Raw genomic sequence first — 17465 nt, forward strand, 5'->3', positions numbered from 1 at the left:
GAACGCCCCTGCTTGTAGGTCTAGCTGACGGTGCGTGCGCCGTCACCGAGTCCGGCGACCACGTCCTCCACTGACACGTGGACGGCGCGGCCGCCGGACAACGGGGCCAGGCCCCGCCGGATCTCGGCGGCGATCTCCGGCAGCGGACGCCCGTAGCGGAGCACCACGCCGACCTCGACCTGGTCCTCGCGCACCGCGACCCCCCGGACACGTCCCCCGGGCACAGCGGTGCTCAGGGTTCCGAAGGAGCCGGAGGACAGTTCCACCACGTCGGAGAAGCGCAGCGCGCCCTCCGCGATGGCTCGTGCGGTCGCTCCAGGATCGCCGCCGACCACGGCTACTGGACCCTGGGTTCGGAGTCGCGGTCGTCGGCGGACTCGTCGTCCTCGGGCAGGTGGATGTCGTCCACCCGGATGTTGATCTCGGTGACCTCCAGGCCCGTCATCCGCTCGACCGCCTGGGTGACGTTGCGTCGTACGGCGGAGGCGAGGTCCTGGATGGCGGCCCCGTAGTCGACGACCAGGTCGATGTCGACCGCCGCCTGGCGTTCCCCCACCTCGACGGAGACGCCCTGCGCCACCGACCCGGAGGAACCGCCGCCGCTCACGGCGTCGCGTACCGCGCCGACCATGCGGGCGGCCCCGCCGCCCATGGCGTGGACGCCACCGATCTCGCGGGCCGCCTTGCCCGCGATCTTGGCCACGACGCCGTCGGCGATCTGGGTGTGTCCCTGTTCGTTCGTGCTCGCGGAGTCACGTCCGCCCCTGGACTCACGGGCGCTCGGTACCGCGGATTCGGTCTTCAAGTCCGACACTGGTCCCCCTACACAGTGCGCAATCCGTCCTGGACGCTCTACTTCTTCTTGAAGACGCCCTTGATCTTGTCCTCGGCCTTGTCCTTGAGGTCCTCGGCCTTGTCCTTGGCCTTGTCGGCCTTGTCCTTGGCCCCGGCCTTGGTCTGGTCGAGTTTGCCCTCGGCCTCGGTGCGCTTGTCGCCGGTGGCCTTGCCGAAGGCTTCCTTGCCCTTGCCGGCGGCGTCGTCGAAGTGCTTGCCCATTTGTGCCCCCTGATCAGAGCCTGTGCGGCTCAGGGTTGATGGTCCGAAACCCGTGTCGCCCCGGGTCGGGACGACCGGAGCGGTTTGGACCTCATCACACCTTATACGCACTCTATGTAGCCAACAAGACACTTCTGGTCATGATTTGCAGGTCAGAAGGGTCACGGTCATACCATCCGTGCCCCAAAAACACATCCGGAACCCCGGCTGCGCAGGAAAAACGTCAGGGGTGCCCGTGGGCACCCCTGCGCGTCCGAAATCGTGTTGTGCCTGCCCGCGTCGCGCGAGCCAGGCGGTTCGCCCTAGCCGAAGATGACCGTCCTGTCCCCATTGAGCAGGACCCGGCGCTGGGCGTGCCAGTTCACGGCGCGTGCCAGGGCCACGGACTCCAGGTCCCGGCCGATCGCGGTGAGCTGCTCCGGGCTGTGGGTGTGGTCGACCCGGGAGACCTCCTGCTCGATGATCGGGCCCTCGTCCAGGTCCGCCGTGACGTAGTGGGCGGTGGCGCCGATCAGCTTCACACCGCGCGCGTGCGCCTGGTGGTAGGGGCGGGCGCCCTTGAAGCTGGGGAGGAAGGAATGGTGGATGTTGATGATGCGTCCGGACATCTTGGTGCACAGCTGCTCGGAGAGCACCTGCATGTACCGGGCCAGCACGACCAGGTCCACGTCGTAGGAGTCGACCAGCTCCAGGACGCGCCCCTCCTGCTCGCCCTTGCTCTCGGGGGTGAGGGGCAGGTGGTGGAAGTCCACGCCATAGGAGTCGGCCAGGAACTCCAGGTCGGCGTGGTTGGAGATCACCGCCGCGATGTCGATGTCCAGCAGGCCGCTGCGCTGGCGGTAGAGGAGGTCGTTGAGGCAGTGTCCGAACCGGGACACCATCACGATCATGCGCGGGCGCACGTCCCGCGCCTGGAGGTCCCACTCCACGAACGAGCCCTCGGAGCCGCCGCCGAACCCACCGGCCAGAGCGGCGAAGGCTCCGCGCAGAGCGTCCTCGCCGACCACGCCCGTGGGTCCCGCCTCCGCGACGAACTGCGTCCGGAGGAAGAAGCGACCGGAGAAGTGGTCACCGTACTGCTGACTCTCGGTGATGTTGCAACCGTGGTCGGCCAACAGGTTGGCGACGGCGGCCACGATGCCCCGGCTGTCGGGGCAGGAGAGGGTCAGGACGTACTCGCGCTCGTTCATGAAAGGAACAACTCCCGGGGTCGACCGGCTGATCAGCCGTGACGCCCCAGGATATCCAGCGGGCGCGACCGGCGGGGCCGCTCCCCGCGTATCCCGCGTCACCCGCGACCGACCCGAAAGGCACGAGATCGGACCCCCGGGCAATATGAAGCACATTCATGTTCTGGCATCCTCAGGAACATGACGAGACTGCGTGAGAAGTACGAGTCCGCGACGCGCGACATCCAGGCCCCCTTCGCCATGGTCGATCTGGCCGCCTTCCGCGCCAACGCCGCCGACCTGACCCGCCGCGCCCACGGACGTCCCATCCGCGTGGCCAGCAAGTCCGTGCGCTCCAGGGACCTCCTTCGCACGGTGCTCGACCTGCCCGGATACGCGGGCGTCATGGCCTTCACCCTCCCCGAGGCACTCTGGCTGGCCACCGGCGACCCGGAACCGCTCAGCGACGACATCCTCGTCGCCTACCCCACGGCGGACACCGACGCCCTCGCTGAACTCGCCGCCTCCCCCACCGCCGCCCGCGTCATCACCCTGATGGTCGACGACCCCGCCCACCTCGACCTCGTGAGCGCCGCCGTCGCCCGGGCCGACCGCGCCCCCGACGCACCCCCCATCCGGGTCTGCCTGGACATCGACACCAGCTGGCAGCCGCTCGGCTCCGGCATGCGCGTGGGCGCCTACCGCTCCCCCGTCCGCACCCCGGCACAGGCGGCGGCTCTGGCCCGCGCCGTCGTGCGCCGCCCCGAGCTGGAACTGGACGGAATCATGGCCTACGAGGGACAGATCGCCGGAGTGGGAGACGCGCCGCCCGGCCGTCCGCTCTACGGTCGGATCCTGCGGGCCGTGCAGCGCCGCTCGGCCGTCGAGCTGGCCAGACGCAGAGCCGCGATCACCAGAGCCGTCCGGGACGTCGCCGACCTGCGCTTCGTCAACGGCGGCGGCACCGGCAGCCTGCACACCACCGGACGCGAACGCGCCGTGACCGAACTGGCCGCCGGTTCCGGCCTCTACCAACCGCACCTGTTCGACCAGTACCGGTCGTTCCGTGGCCGTCCCGCCGCCCTGTTCGCCCTTCCGGTCGTCCGCCGCCCCGCCCCGAACGTGGCCACCGTCCTCGGCGGCGGCTACCCGGCCTCCGGCCCCGCCGACGCGCACCGCCCGCCGGTCCCCCACCTGCCCGGGGGCCTGACCTACAGCCCCACCGAGGGCGCGGGCGAGGTCCAGACCCCCCTGATCGGCGAGGCCGCGCGCGGGCTCGCCGTCGGCGACCGCGTGTGGATGCGCCACGCCAAGGCCGGGGAGCTCTGCGAGCGGTTCGACACCCTGCACCTGATCGACTCCGAAACCGGCACCTACGAGGGCGCCGTACCCACCTACCGGGGCGAGGGCCGAACCTTCCTCTGACTCCCGGGGACACGGCACCACGCCGACATGACGACGGGGCCCGCGCGAGTGTTCGCGCGGGCCCCGTCGTCGTCGCTCGGTGCGGCTACTTCCGTCTGCGGCGGACCGCCCAGGCCACGACGCCCACCGCGACGACCGTACCCACCCCGGCCATCAGGATGAGCGCCTCGGGCGGCAGCTGACCGCGCGACTGGTAGGTGGTCACCACCTTGTCGTCGCCCTTGACCACGATGCTGCCCTCCTCGGGCTGCACCAGGCGGCTCTCCACGCGTACGGCGCCGCCGCCGAACACGAGGGCCCGCGCCTCGTCGAAGATCCGGGTCCCGCGATCCTTGGCCCTGTCGATCTGCCTCCGCGCGATGTTGGCCGGACGGGCCTGCACGCCCAGCTCCTCCAGCGTCTCCGCCAGCCGGCGCTGCTCTCGGTTGATCTCGGCCTGGAGTTCGGCGGGGGTCTGGCGCGGTTCGGTCTCGTGTCCCGTCATAGGGTGCCTCTCTTCACTAGCGCACGGTTGTCTGAGAGTCCGAGTCCGAGCCGGTGTCCCGACCCTGTTCCTCCGCGCCGTCGAACGGACCGGAGAATCTCAGCGCGCCATCGATTCCGTCGACCACACGGAAGAAGTCCCGCGTGGACAACCACAGTTTATAGATGATGGCGATCTCGAAGGCGAGCAGCAAAACGCCGACGACCGCGGTGATCCAGCCGATGACCGGGGGCCCGAACACGACCGCCGCGACCGGGGCCACCACGAAGACCGCCATCTGGAACTCGATCCCGCCCACCAGGTGGGTGCGGACCCGGCGCGCGTTGAGCGCCGCCCAGAACCGCTGGTACCAGGGGAAACGGCTCCGGAACTCCTGGTGCAGATCCACCTTGGGCAGTGTCAGGTCCGGCTGTTTGCCCGCCGTTCGCTGGTTGCGGGCCTCCCGCTCGTTCTGGCTGCGCAGGATCTGTTCCAGGACGCCGATGCCGTGGCGCAGCACCGCCTGCTCTCCGCCGTCGCTCATGGTGCGGCCGCCGCCACCGGTCGCGTCGCCGGTGGCGTCGCGCTCGGGCTCCAGCATGGAGAGGGTGGCACGGGCCCGCTCCAGGGCGGCCGCCAGGTGCGAGCGCATCTCACGGCGGACCTTGTACACCTGGAGGGCGTTCAGGTAGCGCAGCATGTCCAGGAAGACGACGGCCAGCGCCAGCCACACGAACGCCACGTGCCCGGTCTCCCGGTACTGGCCGCCCATGAGGGCGACCACGCACACCAGGACTCTGAACCGGTCCGAGACGTAGTCCATCCACGCCCCGAAGAGCGACTCCGAACCGGTGAGGCGGGCGAGCTTGCCGTCCGTGCAGTCCACGAGGAAGCAGGCGTAGTAGAGCAGGGCTCCGAGGAGCAACAGCTGCCAGTAGCCGAACGCGAAGCACACGGCCGCGCCCAGGCCCAGGAAGAGGGCGACGACGGTCAGCTGGTTGGGGGTGACGGACGTCCGGTTCGCGAACAGACGCACGAGCCGGACCGCGATCGGGTCGACCAGGTACACCGTCAACCAGGAGTCGCGCTCCTTGAGGGTACGAGCCCTGACCTCGTCGAGTGTGTATCGAGGCATCGTGACGAACTACTCCCAAAGCGAAGCGGATGTGTCCCGGTCCGTGGTCGTCGGACACACCATCGGGTCACGGGCGACCCGCGCACGCTGCGCCATGTCCCAGAGGACGACCAACCTATAGCACAGGGTCAACAATAGGTGATCGAACCGTTGGTCGATCCCAAAGCGGATGAACCGAACCGGAATCGCAACCGAAGATCATCGGCGTCCGCGACCAGCGCCGACGAACCGGCCCTCCCCCCACTCAGACCGGTCTCGTACTGTGAGGCGTGAAACGACGCGGACCGTCGCACGCGGTCCGCCAGCAGCAGACAGGAAGACACAACGTGAGCGACCCCATCCGTCTGGAGCCCGGCGACCAGGCTCCCGACTTCACCCTCAGCGACGCCGACGGCCAGCCCGTCACCCTGAGCAAGGTCCTGGCCGACACCGGCAAGAGCGTCGTCCTGTACTTCTACCCGGCCGCCATGACGCCCGGGTGCACCACGCAGGCCTGCGACTTCCGCGACAACATCGCCGAGTTCGCCGCCGCCGGCTTCACCGTCCTGGGTGTCTCCCCGGACAAGCCCGAGAAGCTCGCCCAGTTCCGGGAACAGGAGAGCCTGACGTTCACCCTGCTCGGTGACCCGGACAAGGACACCCTGCGCGCGTACGGCGCCTTCGGCGAGAAGAAGAACTACGGCCGCGTCGTCCAGGGCGTCATCCGCTCCACGGTCATCGTGGGCACCGACGGCAAGGTGGCCAAGGCGTTCTACAACGTGAAGGCCACCGGCCACGTGGACCGGATCAAGAAGGAACTGGGCGTCTGATCCCGCCGACCGGCCGCCCGGAGAGCACGGGCCCGGACGGCCGGTCGAGTCCCCGATCCCGGTAGAGTGGCCCCGGCGGGGCCGTAGTCCAACGGCAGGAGACGGCAGCTTTAGGTGCTGTACAGTGCGGGTTCGAATCCCGCCGGCCCCACTCCGCTCCCGGCGGCTCCCCGGAGAGTCCCGGCGGACCCCCGTGAACGACGAGAGGCGCGCGAACACCGGTTCGCGCGCCTCTTCGTGTGTCCGGTGGTCAAAGACCGAAGAGCGCCCACATGACCAGAGCCAGCAGGGCGACCACGCCCAGGCCGACGCCGGCCGCCACCGTCAGGTGGCTGCGCTCGGAGTGCTTGCCCGACTTGGTGAGCCCCAGCGTCTCCGTGGACTCGCGGATGGACAGCATGATCGAGTTCACCGCCTCCGGGCTGTTGCGCAGCCGTTCGCTGATGGACTCGGCCAGCACGTGCGCTCCCGCGCGGAAGTGCTCGCGAGCCGACTCGCGCTCCTCCGCCCCCTCGGTGTCGGCGCCCGTCTCCTCCTCGGAGGCGTCCCCCTCCGCTGGGGCGCGCTCCGCGTCGGAACGATCGGGTGCCCAGGGCGCGAGCGCCGCGATCCGCAGCATCTTGGCCGCGTTCTCCGCGCTCAGCCGCTCCCCCGGCTCCACCCGCAGCATCCCGGCCAGCACCGGGGCGAGCGGACCAGCGTTGGTGGCCTCCTTGGGCTCGTCCAACGGTTCCTGGCGCAGGATCTTGATGTAGCCCTTGCGGTCGTAGGGCGGATACCCCTCGACCGCCGCGTACAGGGTGGCGCCCAGGGACCAGATGTCGGACTCCGGCCCCACCGGACCGGCCTTGGCGCGCTCCGGTGGGATGTAGGCGGGCGAACCTATGATGCGTCCCGAGGCGCTCAGCGCGGACTCGCCGTTCCAGGCGGCCAGGCCGAAGTCGGTCAGCACCACACGTCCGGCCTCGCTGATCATCACGTTGTCCGGCTTGACGTCGCGGTGGACGATGCCCTCGTTGTGCGCGACCTTGAGCGCGTCGATCAGCTGGAGCCCGATCTCGGCCACGCGCTGGTAGGGCAGCGGGCCGCCCACCTGGATGATCTCCTCCAGGGTGGAGGCCTCCAGCAGCTCCATGACGATCCACGGCCGCTCGTCCTCGTCCACGACGTCCAGGACGGTGACGAGGCTGGGATGGACGAGGCGTCCGGCGACCCGGGCCTCCCGCGTGGTGCGCTGGACCAGGGACTCGCGTTCGTTCCGGCTCAGGTCCGAGGGCAGGCGGAGCTCCTTGACCGCCACCTCGCGCTTGATGACCAGGTCGGTGGCGCGCCAGACGGTACCGACGCCGCCGCGCGCGATCTCGGAGGTCAGCTGGTAGCGAGCCTTGAGCAGCCTGCCACCGCCCTCCGGCTCAGCCACGGCCGCCTCGGGACGCGCGGAATCGAGCGACGCCTGGGGCCGCTGCGTGTGCGGGTTTTCTAGGGAGGACACGGTTATCCACGGGTCCATTCACCGGCCATGGTGGCCTCCTGCGGAGCATTGCGGTCGCTGTCACCACTTAGGTGCACGGATCACTCGTTATACCAGGATGACGCCGGGGTCACGCCGCTGGTTGTCTGATGGCTGACACATAGGTTCGGTTTCGTTATGTCCGAGGGAGGGCCACACATGCGGCGACGGGGCCCTCCCTTACCAATCCTTGACCCGGGCGGCCCCACGTGCACGTGCGTGCTCGCGTGCGCCGCCCAAGGGATCAGCTCCAGAGGGACTCGGGGCTGCGTACCTCGACCGGCCCGACACCGGTCTTGGCCAGCGGTTCGCGCAGGCTGTCGGCGTCGCCGACCACCACCACGACGGCCTCCTCAGGACGAAGGTACTCGACGGCGGCGGAGTTCAGGTCCTCGGCGGTGAGCTTCTCGTATCCGGCGCGGATGCGGTCCACGTTGTCGTCGGGCAGGTCGTGGACGACCATGTCGACCAGCGCGCCCGCCATGGCCCGGGCCGTGGAGTAGGCGACCGGCAGCCCCACGGTGTTGGACTCGCGGACCGTGGACAACTCGTCCTCGGTCACTCCCTGGTCGCGCAGCTTGTTCACCTGCTCCAGCGAGGAGGTGACCGAGTGCGCGGTGGTCCCGGCCTCGACCTGCGTGCTCATGAAGAACACACCGCTGTCGCGGCGCAGGTCGAAGCGGCTCCCGGCGCCGTAGGTGTAGCCCAGGCGCTCGCGCAGCTCCATGTTGAGGCGGGAGGTGAACATGCCTCCCAGGATCTCGCCGATGCCCTCGGCGCGCGGCAGGTCCACCTGCGAACGCGAGGGTGCACGGTGCGCGATGACCAGGGCCGACTGCACGGATCCGGGGCGGTCGACGATCAGCACGCGCGGCAGGTCCCCGGGCGGCGGGGCGTGCTCGGTGACCGGGCGCTCGGGCGCGGGAGCGGCGTCGCCGAACACGATCCGGCCCAGCTCCTCCAGGTCGACGTTGGCCAGGTCGCCGACGACCACGAGGGTTCCGGCCACCGAGGCGATCGAGTCCGCGTGGAAGCGCGCGACGGTCTCGGGGCTGATGTCAGCCAGCTTGACCGGCCCGCCGGCCAGCGGCGTGGCGTAGCGGCCGGTGAACAGCTGACCGCCGAGGCTGCGCATGGCCAGGGTGGAGGCGGAGGAGGCATCCAGCCAGAAGCGCTCCAGGAGCTGCTCACGACGGCGAACGACGTCGTCGGGGTTCAGGGCCGGATTGCGCACGGCGTCCGCGAACAGGTGGACGGCCTCGCCCAGGCGGTTGGTGGGCGCGTCCAGGCCGGTGATGAAGCCGTCCCAGTTGACGCGGGCGATCCACTCGGCGCCGTGGCGCTCCAGGGCCGGGGCCAGGGAGCTGTTGCCGCCGGGGCCGTCCTCCAGGGCCTCGCTGGTCAGGGCGCTGACGCCCATGGCGTCGAGCGGTTCGACGGCACCGCCGAAGGGGTGCACGAGGCGGAGGGAGGCCAGCTGCTGGCCGGGGACGTCGAGGGCGACGATGGTGCCGCCGCCGACGGTGATCCGCTGGGGCTTGGGAAAGGTGAAGGACGCGGGGGCGCCGAGGTCCGGGCGGTTCTGCATGCTCTGCGGCTCTTTCTGCGGCTGGGCGGGAACGGGGCGGTTACGCCTGCTGGGCTTGGGCCGCGGCGTCGGCCTCGGCTTCCGCCTGGAGCGTCTCGGCGGCGGTCTCCGGCTCGGGGTCGAACCGGACGACCAGCATGTTGTCTTCACCGAGCAGGTTCGCGGCGGCGGCGCGGACCTCCTCGGCGGTGATGTCCGCCCAGCGCTCGGGCCAGGTGAAGGCGAGCTCGGGGTCGCCGAGCAGCTGTGTGCAGCTGCCGATGGTGTCGGCCAGGCCGGAGGGGCTGGCGATGGAGTGCAGGTGGTCGCGTTCCAGGACGGCGCGGGCCCGGTCGAGTTCCTCGTCGGTGACGCCGTTGGCGAGCTTGGCGACCTCCTCGCGGATGGCCTGCTCCAGGACGTCGCCCTCCACGCCCTCGCGGGCCAGCATGTTCACCAGCAGGAGGCTGTCGGTGTAGCGGAAGGGCAGGATGTCGGCGGAGCCCCCGCCGTCGTCGGCGGCGATGGGCCGGTCCACGACCAGCGACCGGTACAGGCGGCTGCCCTGGCCCTGTCCGAGGACGGCGGCGGCCAACTGGGCGGCGTCGTGTCCGCGCTCGCCGTAGGAGGGGACGCGGAAGCCGATGAACACCCCGGCGGCCGGGACCGTCTCGGTCACGGCGTCCCGCACGGGGCCGCCCAGGGGGGCGCGCAGTGTCGGGTCGGGGGTCTCGGGGAGGTCCTCGCGGGCGGGGATGCCGCCGAAGAACTTCTCGACCCTGGCCAGGACGTCCTCGGACTCCAGGTCGCTGACGATGGTCAGCACGCAGTTGTCGGGGCCGTAGTGCGCCTTGTGGAAGGACTTGACGTAGTCCAGGTCGGCGGCGTCCAGGTCGGCCATGGAGCCGATCGTGGAGTGGTGGTACGGGTGGCCCTCGGGGTAGGCCAGGCGCAGGATGCGCTCCAGGGCCGTGCCGTAGGGCTGGTTGTCGTAGCGCTGGCGGCGCTCGTTCTTGACGACGTCGCGCTGGTTGTCCAGGACCTCCTGGGTCATGCCCTCGCGCAGGGTCGCCAGGCGGTCGGCCTCCAGCCACAGGACGGTGTCCAGGGCGTGGGTGGGGACCGTCTCGTAGTAGTTGGTGCGGTCGGTGGAGGTCGAGGCGTTGATGTCGCCGCCCAGCCGCTCGACCACGTCGAAGTGCTCGCCCTTGGTGACGTTCCCGCTGCCCTGGAACATCAGGTGCTCGAACAGGTGCGCGAACCCGGTGCGGCCGGTCACCTCGTGCCTCGACCCGACCCCGTACCAGAGGTTGACCGAGGCGACCTGCCCGGTGGAGGCCGGAGCCGTCACCAGACGCAGTCCGTTGTCCAGCGTGTACTGCTCGACCCGTCCCGCCGTTCCCATGGTGGTCACCTGCGCATGCACCCCATCAAGTTCCGTTGACTGCTTCACCGAACACGACCCTATGTCCTCAGGGCCCTTCGGGAACACTCGGTTGGAGTAATCCACAGGTGCGAAACCCGGCCGCCGTCCGGCCCGCGGCCGCGGGCCCGCCGGTCACCCCGGCCACGGCCCCTGAGCACGGCCCCGGCTACCCGTTCCGGTACTCCGTGGTGTCCATCGACTCGGCGATCTCGTCGTAGACGGCGCTGTACTGGGCGTCCACGGACCACACGTAGAGGAGGACGTCGCTCTCCGGCAGGAACCACATGCGCACCTCGAAGGTGTCGTCGTTGTCGCAGGTGACGGACCAGATGGAGTAGTGGGACTTGCGGCCGTCGGCGTGCTCGAAGACGCTTCCCGCCCCGGTCTCCAGGCTGGCGTCGGCGACCCCGATGTTGCCCGAGGCGGCCGTGTTCAGGCTGCGGCAGCTGCCGGTGTCGTCCGCCCAGCCGTCGTCGTCGTTGAAGGACTCGTCCTTCTTCGGCCAGCTCTGCGGGTGATTGTCGGCCTGCTTGGGGACGAGCCGGATGGAACCGTAGGCGCAGGAGCTCTGCCCGGGCGGGGTCATGCACAGCTCGGAGCCGTCGTTCTGGACGTCCCAGTCCTCGGGGGTGTCGATCCGCACGCCCATCACGTCGGCGTTCTCGAACCCCTCCGGGCCGGGCGGCTCGATCGCGGGCATCATGCCGCTCTCGCCGCGCTGTAGTTCGAGCTCTCCGGGGGCGTCCTCGGAACCGCAGGCGGTGAGCGCCAGCAGGGCCGTCGCCGCGACCGCGGCGACACGACCGCCCCTCAACCGGTCCCGAACCAGGTCCGTCGTGCCCGCCATTGTGCGTTCCGCCCTTCTCATACGGTCCCCGAACTCGCGTCCGACAGATCGGAGCACAGTCGACCATAGCGCCCCCGACACACCCTCCGCGCCGGACCACCTCCCCTACTACTCTGGGTCCATGGTGGACCTCGCGAAGATCACTGAGCCCTTGTCCCTCAACCGGTTCGGGGCCCGACCCCGGGGACCGTTGGTCCTGGAGCTGGACCTCACGGAGGGTGTCGCCGACGAGGCGCCGGGCGACCCTCTCAGCCAGATCATGAACAGGCGCAAGCAGCACTACCTGGAGGTGCTGGAGGGCATCCGCAGAGGTGCCCGGGACCCGGAGGTGGGCGGGCTGGTCGTGCGCGTGGACGCCCGCTCGCTGGGGATCGCGAAGATCCAGGAGCTGCGCGACACCGTGGCCGACTTCCGCGCCACCGGCAAGCCCGCCGTGGCCTGGGCTGACACCTTCGGGGAGGCCGGGGACGGCAACCTGCCCTACTACCTGGCCACCGCCTTCTCCCGGGTGGTTCTCTCCCCCACCGGCCTGGTGGGGCTGAGCGGCCTGATGTCGCGCACCACGTTCCTCAAGGGCGCCCTGGACAAGCTCGACGTCACGTTCGAGGCCGGGGCGCGCCACGAGTACAAGAACGCGATCAACCCGTACACGCAGACGGGGTACACCGACGCCCACCGTGAGGCGGCGGGACGGCTCGTGGCGTCGATGAACGACCAGATCGTCGCGGCGGTCGCCGAGAGCCGCGGGCTCTCCGAGGAGCGTGTCCGGGAGCTCGTGGCCACCGCGCCGATCCTGGGCCAGGAGGCGCTGGACGCCGGGCTCGTCGACCAGCTCGCCTACCGCGACGAGGTGTACGCCGAACTCAACGCCGAGGTGCGGGCCAAGGCCGAGGGCTCCCCCGAACCCGCCCTCCAGTTCGTCACCCGGTACCACCGCAGGCACGTCCCGCCGCCCCGGCCGCGGTTCGCCGACAACGGCGACCACATCGCCCTGATCTCCGCCAACGGCGGCATCAACCTGGGGAAGAGCCGCCGTTCGCCGCTGGGCGGCACCGTGATGGGTTCGGACACCGTCTGCGCCGCCTTCCGCGCCGCCCGCCAGGACCCCCGGGTCCGGGCCGTGGTGTTCCGGGTGGACAGCCCCGGCGGTTCCGCCATCGCCTCGGACCTGATCCGCCGGGAGAGCCAGCTGACCCGCGAGGCGGGCAAGCCGGTCGTCACGACCATGGGCGACGTCGCCGGGTCGGGCGGCTACTACGTCGCCATGGGGTCGGACGCGATCGTGGCCCAGCCCGCCACCATCACCGGGTCCATCGGCGTGCTGATCGGCAAGCCGGTCATGGGCGCGCTCCGGGAGCGGTTCGGGATCACCTCCGACTCCGTGAGCGAGGGCCCGCACGCGGGCATGTTCGACACCCTGACGGGGTTCAGCGACTCCGAGTGGGAGCGGATCAACACGCTCCTGGACACCATCTACGAGGACTTCGTGGCCAAGGCCGCCGCCGCGCGGGGACGTACCTGGGACGAGATCCACGCGGTCGCCAAGGGCCGGATCTGGACCGGGGCGGACGCCCTGGAGAACGGCCTGGTGGACGAGTTGGGCGGGGTGGAGACGGCGGTCCGGCTGGCCCGCGCCAAGGTGGGGGCCGGGGCGCTCCCGGTGCGTGTGTTCCCCCGTGCGCACCCGCTGGACCGGCTCCGCCAGCACGAGTCCAGCGACGACGTGGCCTCCGCCGAACCGCAGACGGTGTTGAGCGCCTGGGGCCCGCTGGAGCACCTGGCGGCCCGGCTGGGGCTGCCCGCCTCCGGTCCGCTGAGCATGCCCGGCTCGTGGGAGATCCGTTGAGCGTTCCGAGCGGCGCCTACCTGGAGGCGATGGCGCTGCTGCCGACCGGTGTGACCGTGGTGACCGTCGCGGACGGCCGCGACGACATCGGGGCGACGGTGAGCGCCCTGGTGTCGATCTCCACGGACCCGCCGGTGGTGATGTTGAGCGTGGCCGGGGAGGGCTACGTGGCCGAGGTGGTGGAGGAGGTGGGCGCGTTCGCGGTGAGCGTGCTCGCCGCCGACCAGCGCGCGGTGGCGGGACGGTTCGCCGCCGAGGGCCGCCCGAGCGCCCGACACCTGGTGTCGGGGCTGTCCCACCACCGGGGCGGGCACACCGGCGCGATCGTGTTGGACGACGCGCTGGCCGCGCTGGAGTGTTCGGTGCGCCAGCGCGTGGAGGTAGGCGACCACGTGGTGTTCTTCGCCGACGTGGTGGGCCTGCCCGAGGTGGGCGCGCGGCAGCGTGGTCCGGCGATGGTCCGCTGGGACGGTCGGTACCACGCCCTGGGCTGAGGGCCCCGCGGACACATGAGGGCCCACGGACACATGAGGGCCCCGGAACCGGGCGACGGTTCCGGGGCCCCGTTGTGTCAGCGGGCGGGTCAGACCAGGCCCTGCTCCTCCAGCCACTCCTGGGCGACGTCGGCGGCGTTCTCGTTACCGACCACGACGCGCTCGTTGAGCCGGGTGAGCTCCTCCGTCGTCAGCGCCTCGGAGACGGCGTTGAGGGCGCCCCTCGCGGTGTCGTCGACCTGCTCGGCGTTGATGAGCGGGGTGATGTTCTGCGAACCGAAGAGGTTCTCCGGGTCCTCCAGGACCACCAGGTCCTCCACCTCGATCTGCGGATCGGTCGTGAAGAGGTTGGCCGCCTGGATGTCACCGTCCTGAAGCGCCTTGGTCAACAGCGCGACCTCCAGCGAGCGGAACTCGGCGAACTCGATCCCGTAGACCGACTCCAGGCCCACCACGCCCTGGTGGCGGGTCTCGAACTCGGGCGGCCCGCCCAGCACCAGCTCGTCGGCCACGTCGGCCAGGTCGGTGAGGCTGGTCAGGTCGTGCTCCTCGGCCACCTCTCTGGTGACGGTGACCGAGTCCTTGTTCTCGGCGCTGGAGGAGTCCAGGATCTCCAGCCCCTCCGGCAGGGCCTCCTCGACCAGGGCGTTGGTCTCCTCGGCGTCGGCGCTGGGCGCGTCGTCGTCGAGGTAGGCCAGGGTCGCCCCGTTGTACTCGGGGAAGACCGAGAGGTTGCCCGACTCGATCTGCGAGTAGTACACCTCGCGGCTGCCGATGTTGAGCTGGTACTCGACGTCGACGCCCTCGGCCGCCATGGCCCGGCCGTACAGCTCGGCGAGCAGGGTGCTCTCGGGGAAGTCGGCTGAGCCGATGACGACCGTGCCCGACTCGGCGCCTCCGCCGCCGTCCTCCTCGAAGGGGTCGCTGCCACCGCACGCGCTGAGGAGCAACACCAGGGGTAGCCCGATGAGGGCGAGCTTCTTGTGCATGTCCGAACCTTCTCTCTGGGGAGTCCTACTTGACAGGCGGTGCCCGAAGACCGCCCGGTCAGCGCGCCACCGCGGATTCGGCACGCAGTCCGGGAGCGACGAGGACCTGTCGCAGCCCGGCGAACAGGAGCGTGGTGGCCACGGCCAGCGCCACCACGAGCAGGGAGCCGCCCAGCATCATCGTCAGGTCCTGGCGGGCCTGGCCGTCGACGATGTAACGTCCCAGGCCGCCCACTCCCACGTAGGCGGCGATGGTGGCGGTGGCCACCACCTGGACGGCGGCGGTGCGCATCCCGATGAGGATGAGCGGCGTGGCCACCGGGAGTTCGAGTTTGAACAGGACCTCGCGACCGCGCATGCCCATGCCCAGGGCGGCGTCCCTGAGCCGGGGTTCGACGGCCCGGACCCCCTCGTGGGTGTTGACGAGGATGGGCGGGACGGCCAGCGCCACCAGTGCGGCGACGACGGGCACCAGGCCGATCCCGGCGGCCAGCACGATCAGGAAGAGCACGCCGATGGTGGGCAGGGCGCGGGCGAAGTTGGCCAGACTCGCGGTGAGGAAGCCCCCCACTCCGGTGTGTCCGGTGAACAGGCCGATCGGCACCGCGATGACGGCGGAGATCAGCAGGCCCAGCAGCGAGTAGTAGACGTGTTCGCCCAGCCGGGCGGGGATACCCGCCGAGCCGCTCCACTGCGCGGGGTCGCTGAACCACGCCACGAGTTCGTTCAGGATGTCCATGGTTACTCCCCCGCCGTGGCTGGGCTCGGGTTAGCGGGCGCGGCGCCCGGGGCGCCGGCGGGTGCGCCGGTGGGCGCGGTGGCCCCGCGGCGCGCTCGTGCGCGCCGTCCGCCGCCCGGCCGTCCGTTGCCGCGCGTCCAGGGGGTGAGCAGGTACTGGGCGATCACCAGCAGGGCGTCGGTGACGAAGGCCAGCAGGACCACCAGCACGATGCCGACCACGATGGGCGCGTCGAACTGGCGGCGGAACCCGTCGCTGAGGATGAGCTGGCCCAATCCGCCCAGGCCCACCAGGGAGGCGACGCTGACCATGCTGATGGTGGCCACTGAGGCCACGCGCAGCCCGGCGATGATCACCGGCACCGCCACCGGCATCTCCACGGTCACCAGGCGTCGGAGCGGGCTGTAGCCGATCGCCACGGCCGCCTGGCGTACGTGGTCGGGGACCTGGCGCAGCCCGTCCACCACGTTGGGCAGCAGGATCACCAGGGTGTACAGGGACAGCGGGATGATCGCGGTCCAGTCACTGAACCCGGTGTAGGGGAGCATGAGGAAGAACAGGGCGATGGACGGCACCGCGTAGAGCACGTTCACGCCGGTGAGCACGGGCGGGTAGACACCGCGCCAGCGCGCGCACGCCAGCCCCAGCGGCACGGCGACGGCCAGCCCGATGAGGATGGACAGGTAGGCCAGGCGCATGTGCTCCAGGAGCCGGGGCCAGATCCCGCGGTTGGGCTCGCCCGGGTAGCTCCAGTTGGCCACGCCCCAGTCGGTGACCCGGACGGCCCACTCCCAGGCCCCGACGGCCCAGTTCCCGCCGTCGGCGGCGATCACTCGGACACCGACCAGATCGCGGAGCCGAGGTCGTCCTGGGAGACCACGCCGACGACCCGGCCCTCGTCGTCCACGCCGACGGCGCGGCCGGCGGGCGAGAGCACGGCGGCGTCCAGGGCGGCGCGCAGGGAGTCGACCGCCACGTCGAAGGTGTGGCCGTAGGGCGCCAGGTCCAGCGAGCCGAGCGGCACCCCGGTAGGTGCCCGGTCGAGCTGCGCCGCGCTGACCCACCCTCGGGGCATCCGGTCGGCGTCCACCACGAGGGCCCAGGGTTCGGCGTCCCCGGCGACGACGTCCTTGGCGCGCTCGACGCGGTCCTCGTCGTCGAACACGACGTCCTCACGCAAGGAGAGTCCGCTGGCGGGGAAGAACGAGAGGCGCCGCACGCCCCGGTCGTAGCCGATGAACGACTCCACGAACGCGTCCACGGGCTCGGCCAGCAGGCGTTTCGGGGAGTCGTACTGGGCGAGTTCGCCGCCGGGGCGGAAGACCGCGATCCGGTCCCCGAGGCGCACGGCCTCGTCGATGTCGTGGGTGACGAACACGATCGTCTTGTTCAGTTCCTGCTGGAGTCGGATCAGCTCGTCCTGGAGGCTGGTGCGCACGACCGGGTCGACGGCGCTGAACGGCTCGTCCATGAGCAGGATCGGCGGGTCGGCGGCGAGGGCGCGGGCGACGCCCACCCTCTGCTGCTGGCCGCCGGAGAGCTGGTGCGGGTAGCGCTTGGCCTGGGCGGGTTCGAGGCCGACCAGTTCCATGAGCTCGGCCGCTCGTGCGCGAGCCTTGGTGCGCCGCCATCCCAGGAGCAGTGGCACCGTGGCGATGTTGTCCAGGACGGTGCGGTGCGGGAAGAGCCCCGCCTGCTGGATGACGTAGCCGATGGAGCGGCGCAGCTGGGCCGGGTCCTGTTCACGGATGTCCGCGCCGTCGACACGGATGGTTCCGGCGGTGGGCTCGACCATGCGGTTGATCATCCGCAGGGAGGTCGTCTTGCCGCTGCCGGAGGGTCCGACGAAGACCGTGGTCCCGCCGGACTCCACGGTCAGGTCCAGACTGGCGACGGCGACCGTGCCGTCTGGATAGGTCTTGGCGGCGCCCTCGAATGTGATCATCGCGGGGTCGTCTCCGTTCGGGGGCCGGTTGGGTTACCGCGGGGA

18 protein-coding genes and 1 tRNA gene are annotated in these 17465 nt (G+C 70.7%); 5 read left to right on the forward strand and 14 right to left on the reverse strand.

Translation table 11 applies throughout. The features are described 5' to 3' along the window. Positions 1-20: 20 nt before the first annotated feature. The 4 genes from BDW27_RS02525 to purU form a co-directional block, all read right to left on the reverse strand. On the reverse strand, positions 21-335 hold the full coding sequence (locus tag BDW27_RS02525) for a hypothetical protein (protein ID WP_110048053.1): 315 nt from the start codon (positions 333-335) through the stop codon (positions 21-23). A 2-nt stretch (positions 336-337) separates the two neighbouring features. After that, positions 338-814 carry an Asp23/Gls24 family envelope stress response protein gene (locus BDW27_RS02530; protein ID WP_017546415.1) on the reverse strand — a complete coding sequence of 159 codons (477 nt, stop codon included), beginning with the start codon at positions 812-814 and terminating at the stop codon, positions 338-340. A 38-nt stretch (positions 815-852) separates the two neighbouring features. Next, entirely contained in the window at positions 853-1056 is a 204-nt protein-coding gene (locus tag BDW27_RS02535; protein WP_017546414.1) for a CsbD family protein, read from the reverse strand. Positions 1057-1358: 302 nt separating this feature from the next. Continuing rightward, on the reverse strand, positions 1359-2246 hold the full coding sequence (gene purU, locus BDW27_RS02540; protein WP_110048054.1) for a formyltetrahydrofolate deformylase: 888 nt from the start codon (positions 2244-2246) through the stop codon (positions 1359-1361). A 180-nt stretch (positions 2247-2426) separates the two neighbouring features. Here purU and BDW27_RS02545 point away from each other — a divergent pair, with 180 nt between their 5' ends. Further along, positions 2427-3650 carry an alanine racemase gene (locus BDW27_RS02545; protein WP_110048055.1) on the forward strand — a complete coding sequence of 408 codons (1224 nt, stop codon included), beginning with the start codon at positions 2427-2429 and terminating at the stop codon, positions 3648-3650. 85 nt (positions 3651-3735) lie between these two features. Here BDW27_RS02545 and BDW27_RS02550 read toward each other — a convergent pair whose 3' ends face one another. Both BDW27_RS02550 and BDW27_RS02555 read right to left on the reverse strand, forming a co-directional pair. Beyond that, complete coding sequence (locus tag BDW27_RS02550; RefSeq protein ID WP_017546411.1) at positions 3736-4134, reverse strand: DUF3618 domain-containing protein; 399 nt, start codon at positions 4132-4134, stop codon at positions 3736-3738. A gap of 16 nt (positions 4135-4150) precedes the next feature. Further along, complete coding sequence (locus tag BDW27_RS02555) at positions 4151-5248, reverse strand: CDP-alcohol phosphatidyltransferase family protein (protein WP_026129588.1); 1098 nt, start codon at positions 5246-5248, stop codon at positions 4151-4153. Positions 5249-5574: 326 nt separating this feature from the next. On the opposite strand from BDW27_RS02555, the gene bcp reads away from it, so the two are divergent. Together bcp and BDW27_RS02565 are read left to right on the forward strand one after the other, a co-directional pair. Further along, positions 5575-6057 (forward strand): thioredoxin-dependent thiol peroxidase, encoded by a 483-nt coding sequence (gene bcp / locus BDW27_RS02560; protein ID WP_017546409.1) that lies wholly within the window; start codon positions 5575-5577, stop codon positions 6055-6057. Between the two features lie 77 nt (positions 6058-6134). Further along, positions 6135-6208: transfer RNA gene (locus BDW27_RS02565), tRNA-Leu, on the forward strand. A 99-nt stretch (positions 6209-6307) separates the two neighbouring features. Here BDW27_RS02565 and BDW27_RS02570 read toward each other — a convergent pair. From BDW27_RS02570 to BDW27_RS02585, 4 genes are all read right to left on the reverse strand, one after another. Continuing rightward, positions 6308-7477 (reverse strand): serine/threonine-protein kinase, encoded by a 1170-nt coding sequence (locus tag BDW27_RS02570; RefSeq protein WP_110048056.1) that lies wholly within the window; start codon positions 7475-7477, stop codon positions 6308-6310. 334 nt (positions 7478-7811) lie between these two features. Beyond that, positions 7812-9155 (reverse strand): pitrilysin family protein, encoded by a 1344-nt coding sequence (locus BDW27_RS02575; protein ID WP_017546408.1) that lies wholly within the window; start codon positions 9153-9155, stop codon positions 7812-7814. 40 nt (positions 9156-9195) lie between these two features. Further along, positions 9196-10539 (reverse strand): pitrilysin family protein, encoded by a 1344-nt coding sequence (locus BDW27_RS02580; protein WP_051061351.1) that lies wholly within the window; start codon positions 10537-10539, stop codon positions 9196-9198. Positions 10540-10726: 187 nt separating this feature from the next. Further along, positions 10727-11407, reverse strand: coding sequence for a hypothetical protein (locus BDW27_RS02585; RefSeq protein ID WP_110048057.1), 681 nt, complete (start codon positions 11405-11407; stop codon positions 10727-10729). A gap of 121 nt (positions 11408-11528) precedes the next feature. Here BDW27_RS02585 and BDW27_RS02590 point away from each other — a divergent pair, with 121 nt between their 5' ends. Both BDW27_RS02590 and BDW27_RS02595 read left to right on the forward strand, forming a co-directional pair. Continuing rightward, positions 11529-13253, forward strand: a complete 1725-nt coding sequence (locus BDW27_RS02590) for a S49 family peptidase (RefSeq protein ID WP_017546405.1) — start codon at positions 11529-11531, stop codon at positions 13251-13253. Continuing rightward, a complete protein-coding gene (locus tag BDW27_RS02595) occupies positions 13250-13747 on the forward strand; it encodes a flavin reductase family protein (protein WP_233515599.1) in 498 nt (165 codons plus the stop codon). Before BDW27_RS02590 ends, BDW27_RS02595 begins: the two co-directional genes overlap by 4 nt. Positions 13748-13836: 89 nt before the next feature. Here the strand turns inward: BDW27_RS02595 and BDW27_RS02600 are convergent, their stop codons facing one another. The 4 genes from BDW27_RS02600 to BDW27_RS02615 are packed head-to-tail and all read right to left on the reverse strand — an operon-like array spanning position 13837 to position 17420. Further along, the gene (locus BDW27_RS02600; protein WP_110048058.1) at positions 13837-14736 is read right to left on the reverse strand and encodes an ABC transporter substrate-binding protein; all 900 of its coding nucleotides are present in this window, start codon (positions 14734-14736) and stop codon (positions 13837-13839) included. A 58-nt stretch (positions 14737-14794) separates the two neighbouring features. Further along, positions 14795-15475 carry an ABC transporter permease gene (locus tag BDW27_RS02605; protein ID WP_110048059.1) on the reverse strand — a complete coding sequence of 227 codons (681 nt, stop codon included), beginning with the start codon at positions 15473-15475 and terminating at the stop codon, positions 14795-14797. A 2-nt stretch (positions 15476-15477) separates the two neighbouring features. Next, positions 15478-16308 carry an ABC transporter permease gene (locus BDW27_RS02610; RefSeq protein ID WP_017546401.1) on the reverse strand — a complete coding sequence of 277 codons (831 nt, stop codon included), beginning with the start codon at positions 16306-16308 and terminating at the stop codon, positions 15478-15480. After that, positions 16305-17420: an ATP-binding cassette domain-containing protein gene (locus BDW27_RS02615; protein ID WP_017546400.1), complete on the reverse strand. Its 1116-nt coding sequence runs from the start codon at positions 17418-17420 to the stop codon at positions 16305-16307. Before BDW27_RS02615 ends, BDW27_RS02610 begins: the two co-directional genes overlap by 4 nt. Between the last annotated feature and the right edge of the window lie 45 nt (positions 17421-17465).

Origin of the sequence: Nocardiopsis sp. L17-MgMaSL7, assembly GCF_003182025.1 — a bacterium.
GTDB classification, from domain to species: Bacteria; Actinomycetota; Actinomycetes; order Streptosporangiales; family Streptosporangiaceae; genus Nocardiopsis; species Nocardiopsis prasina.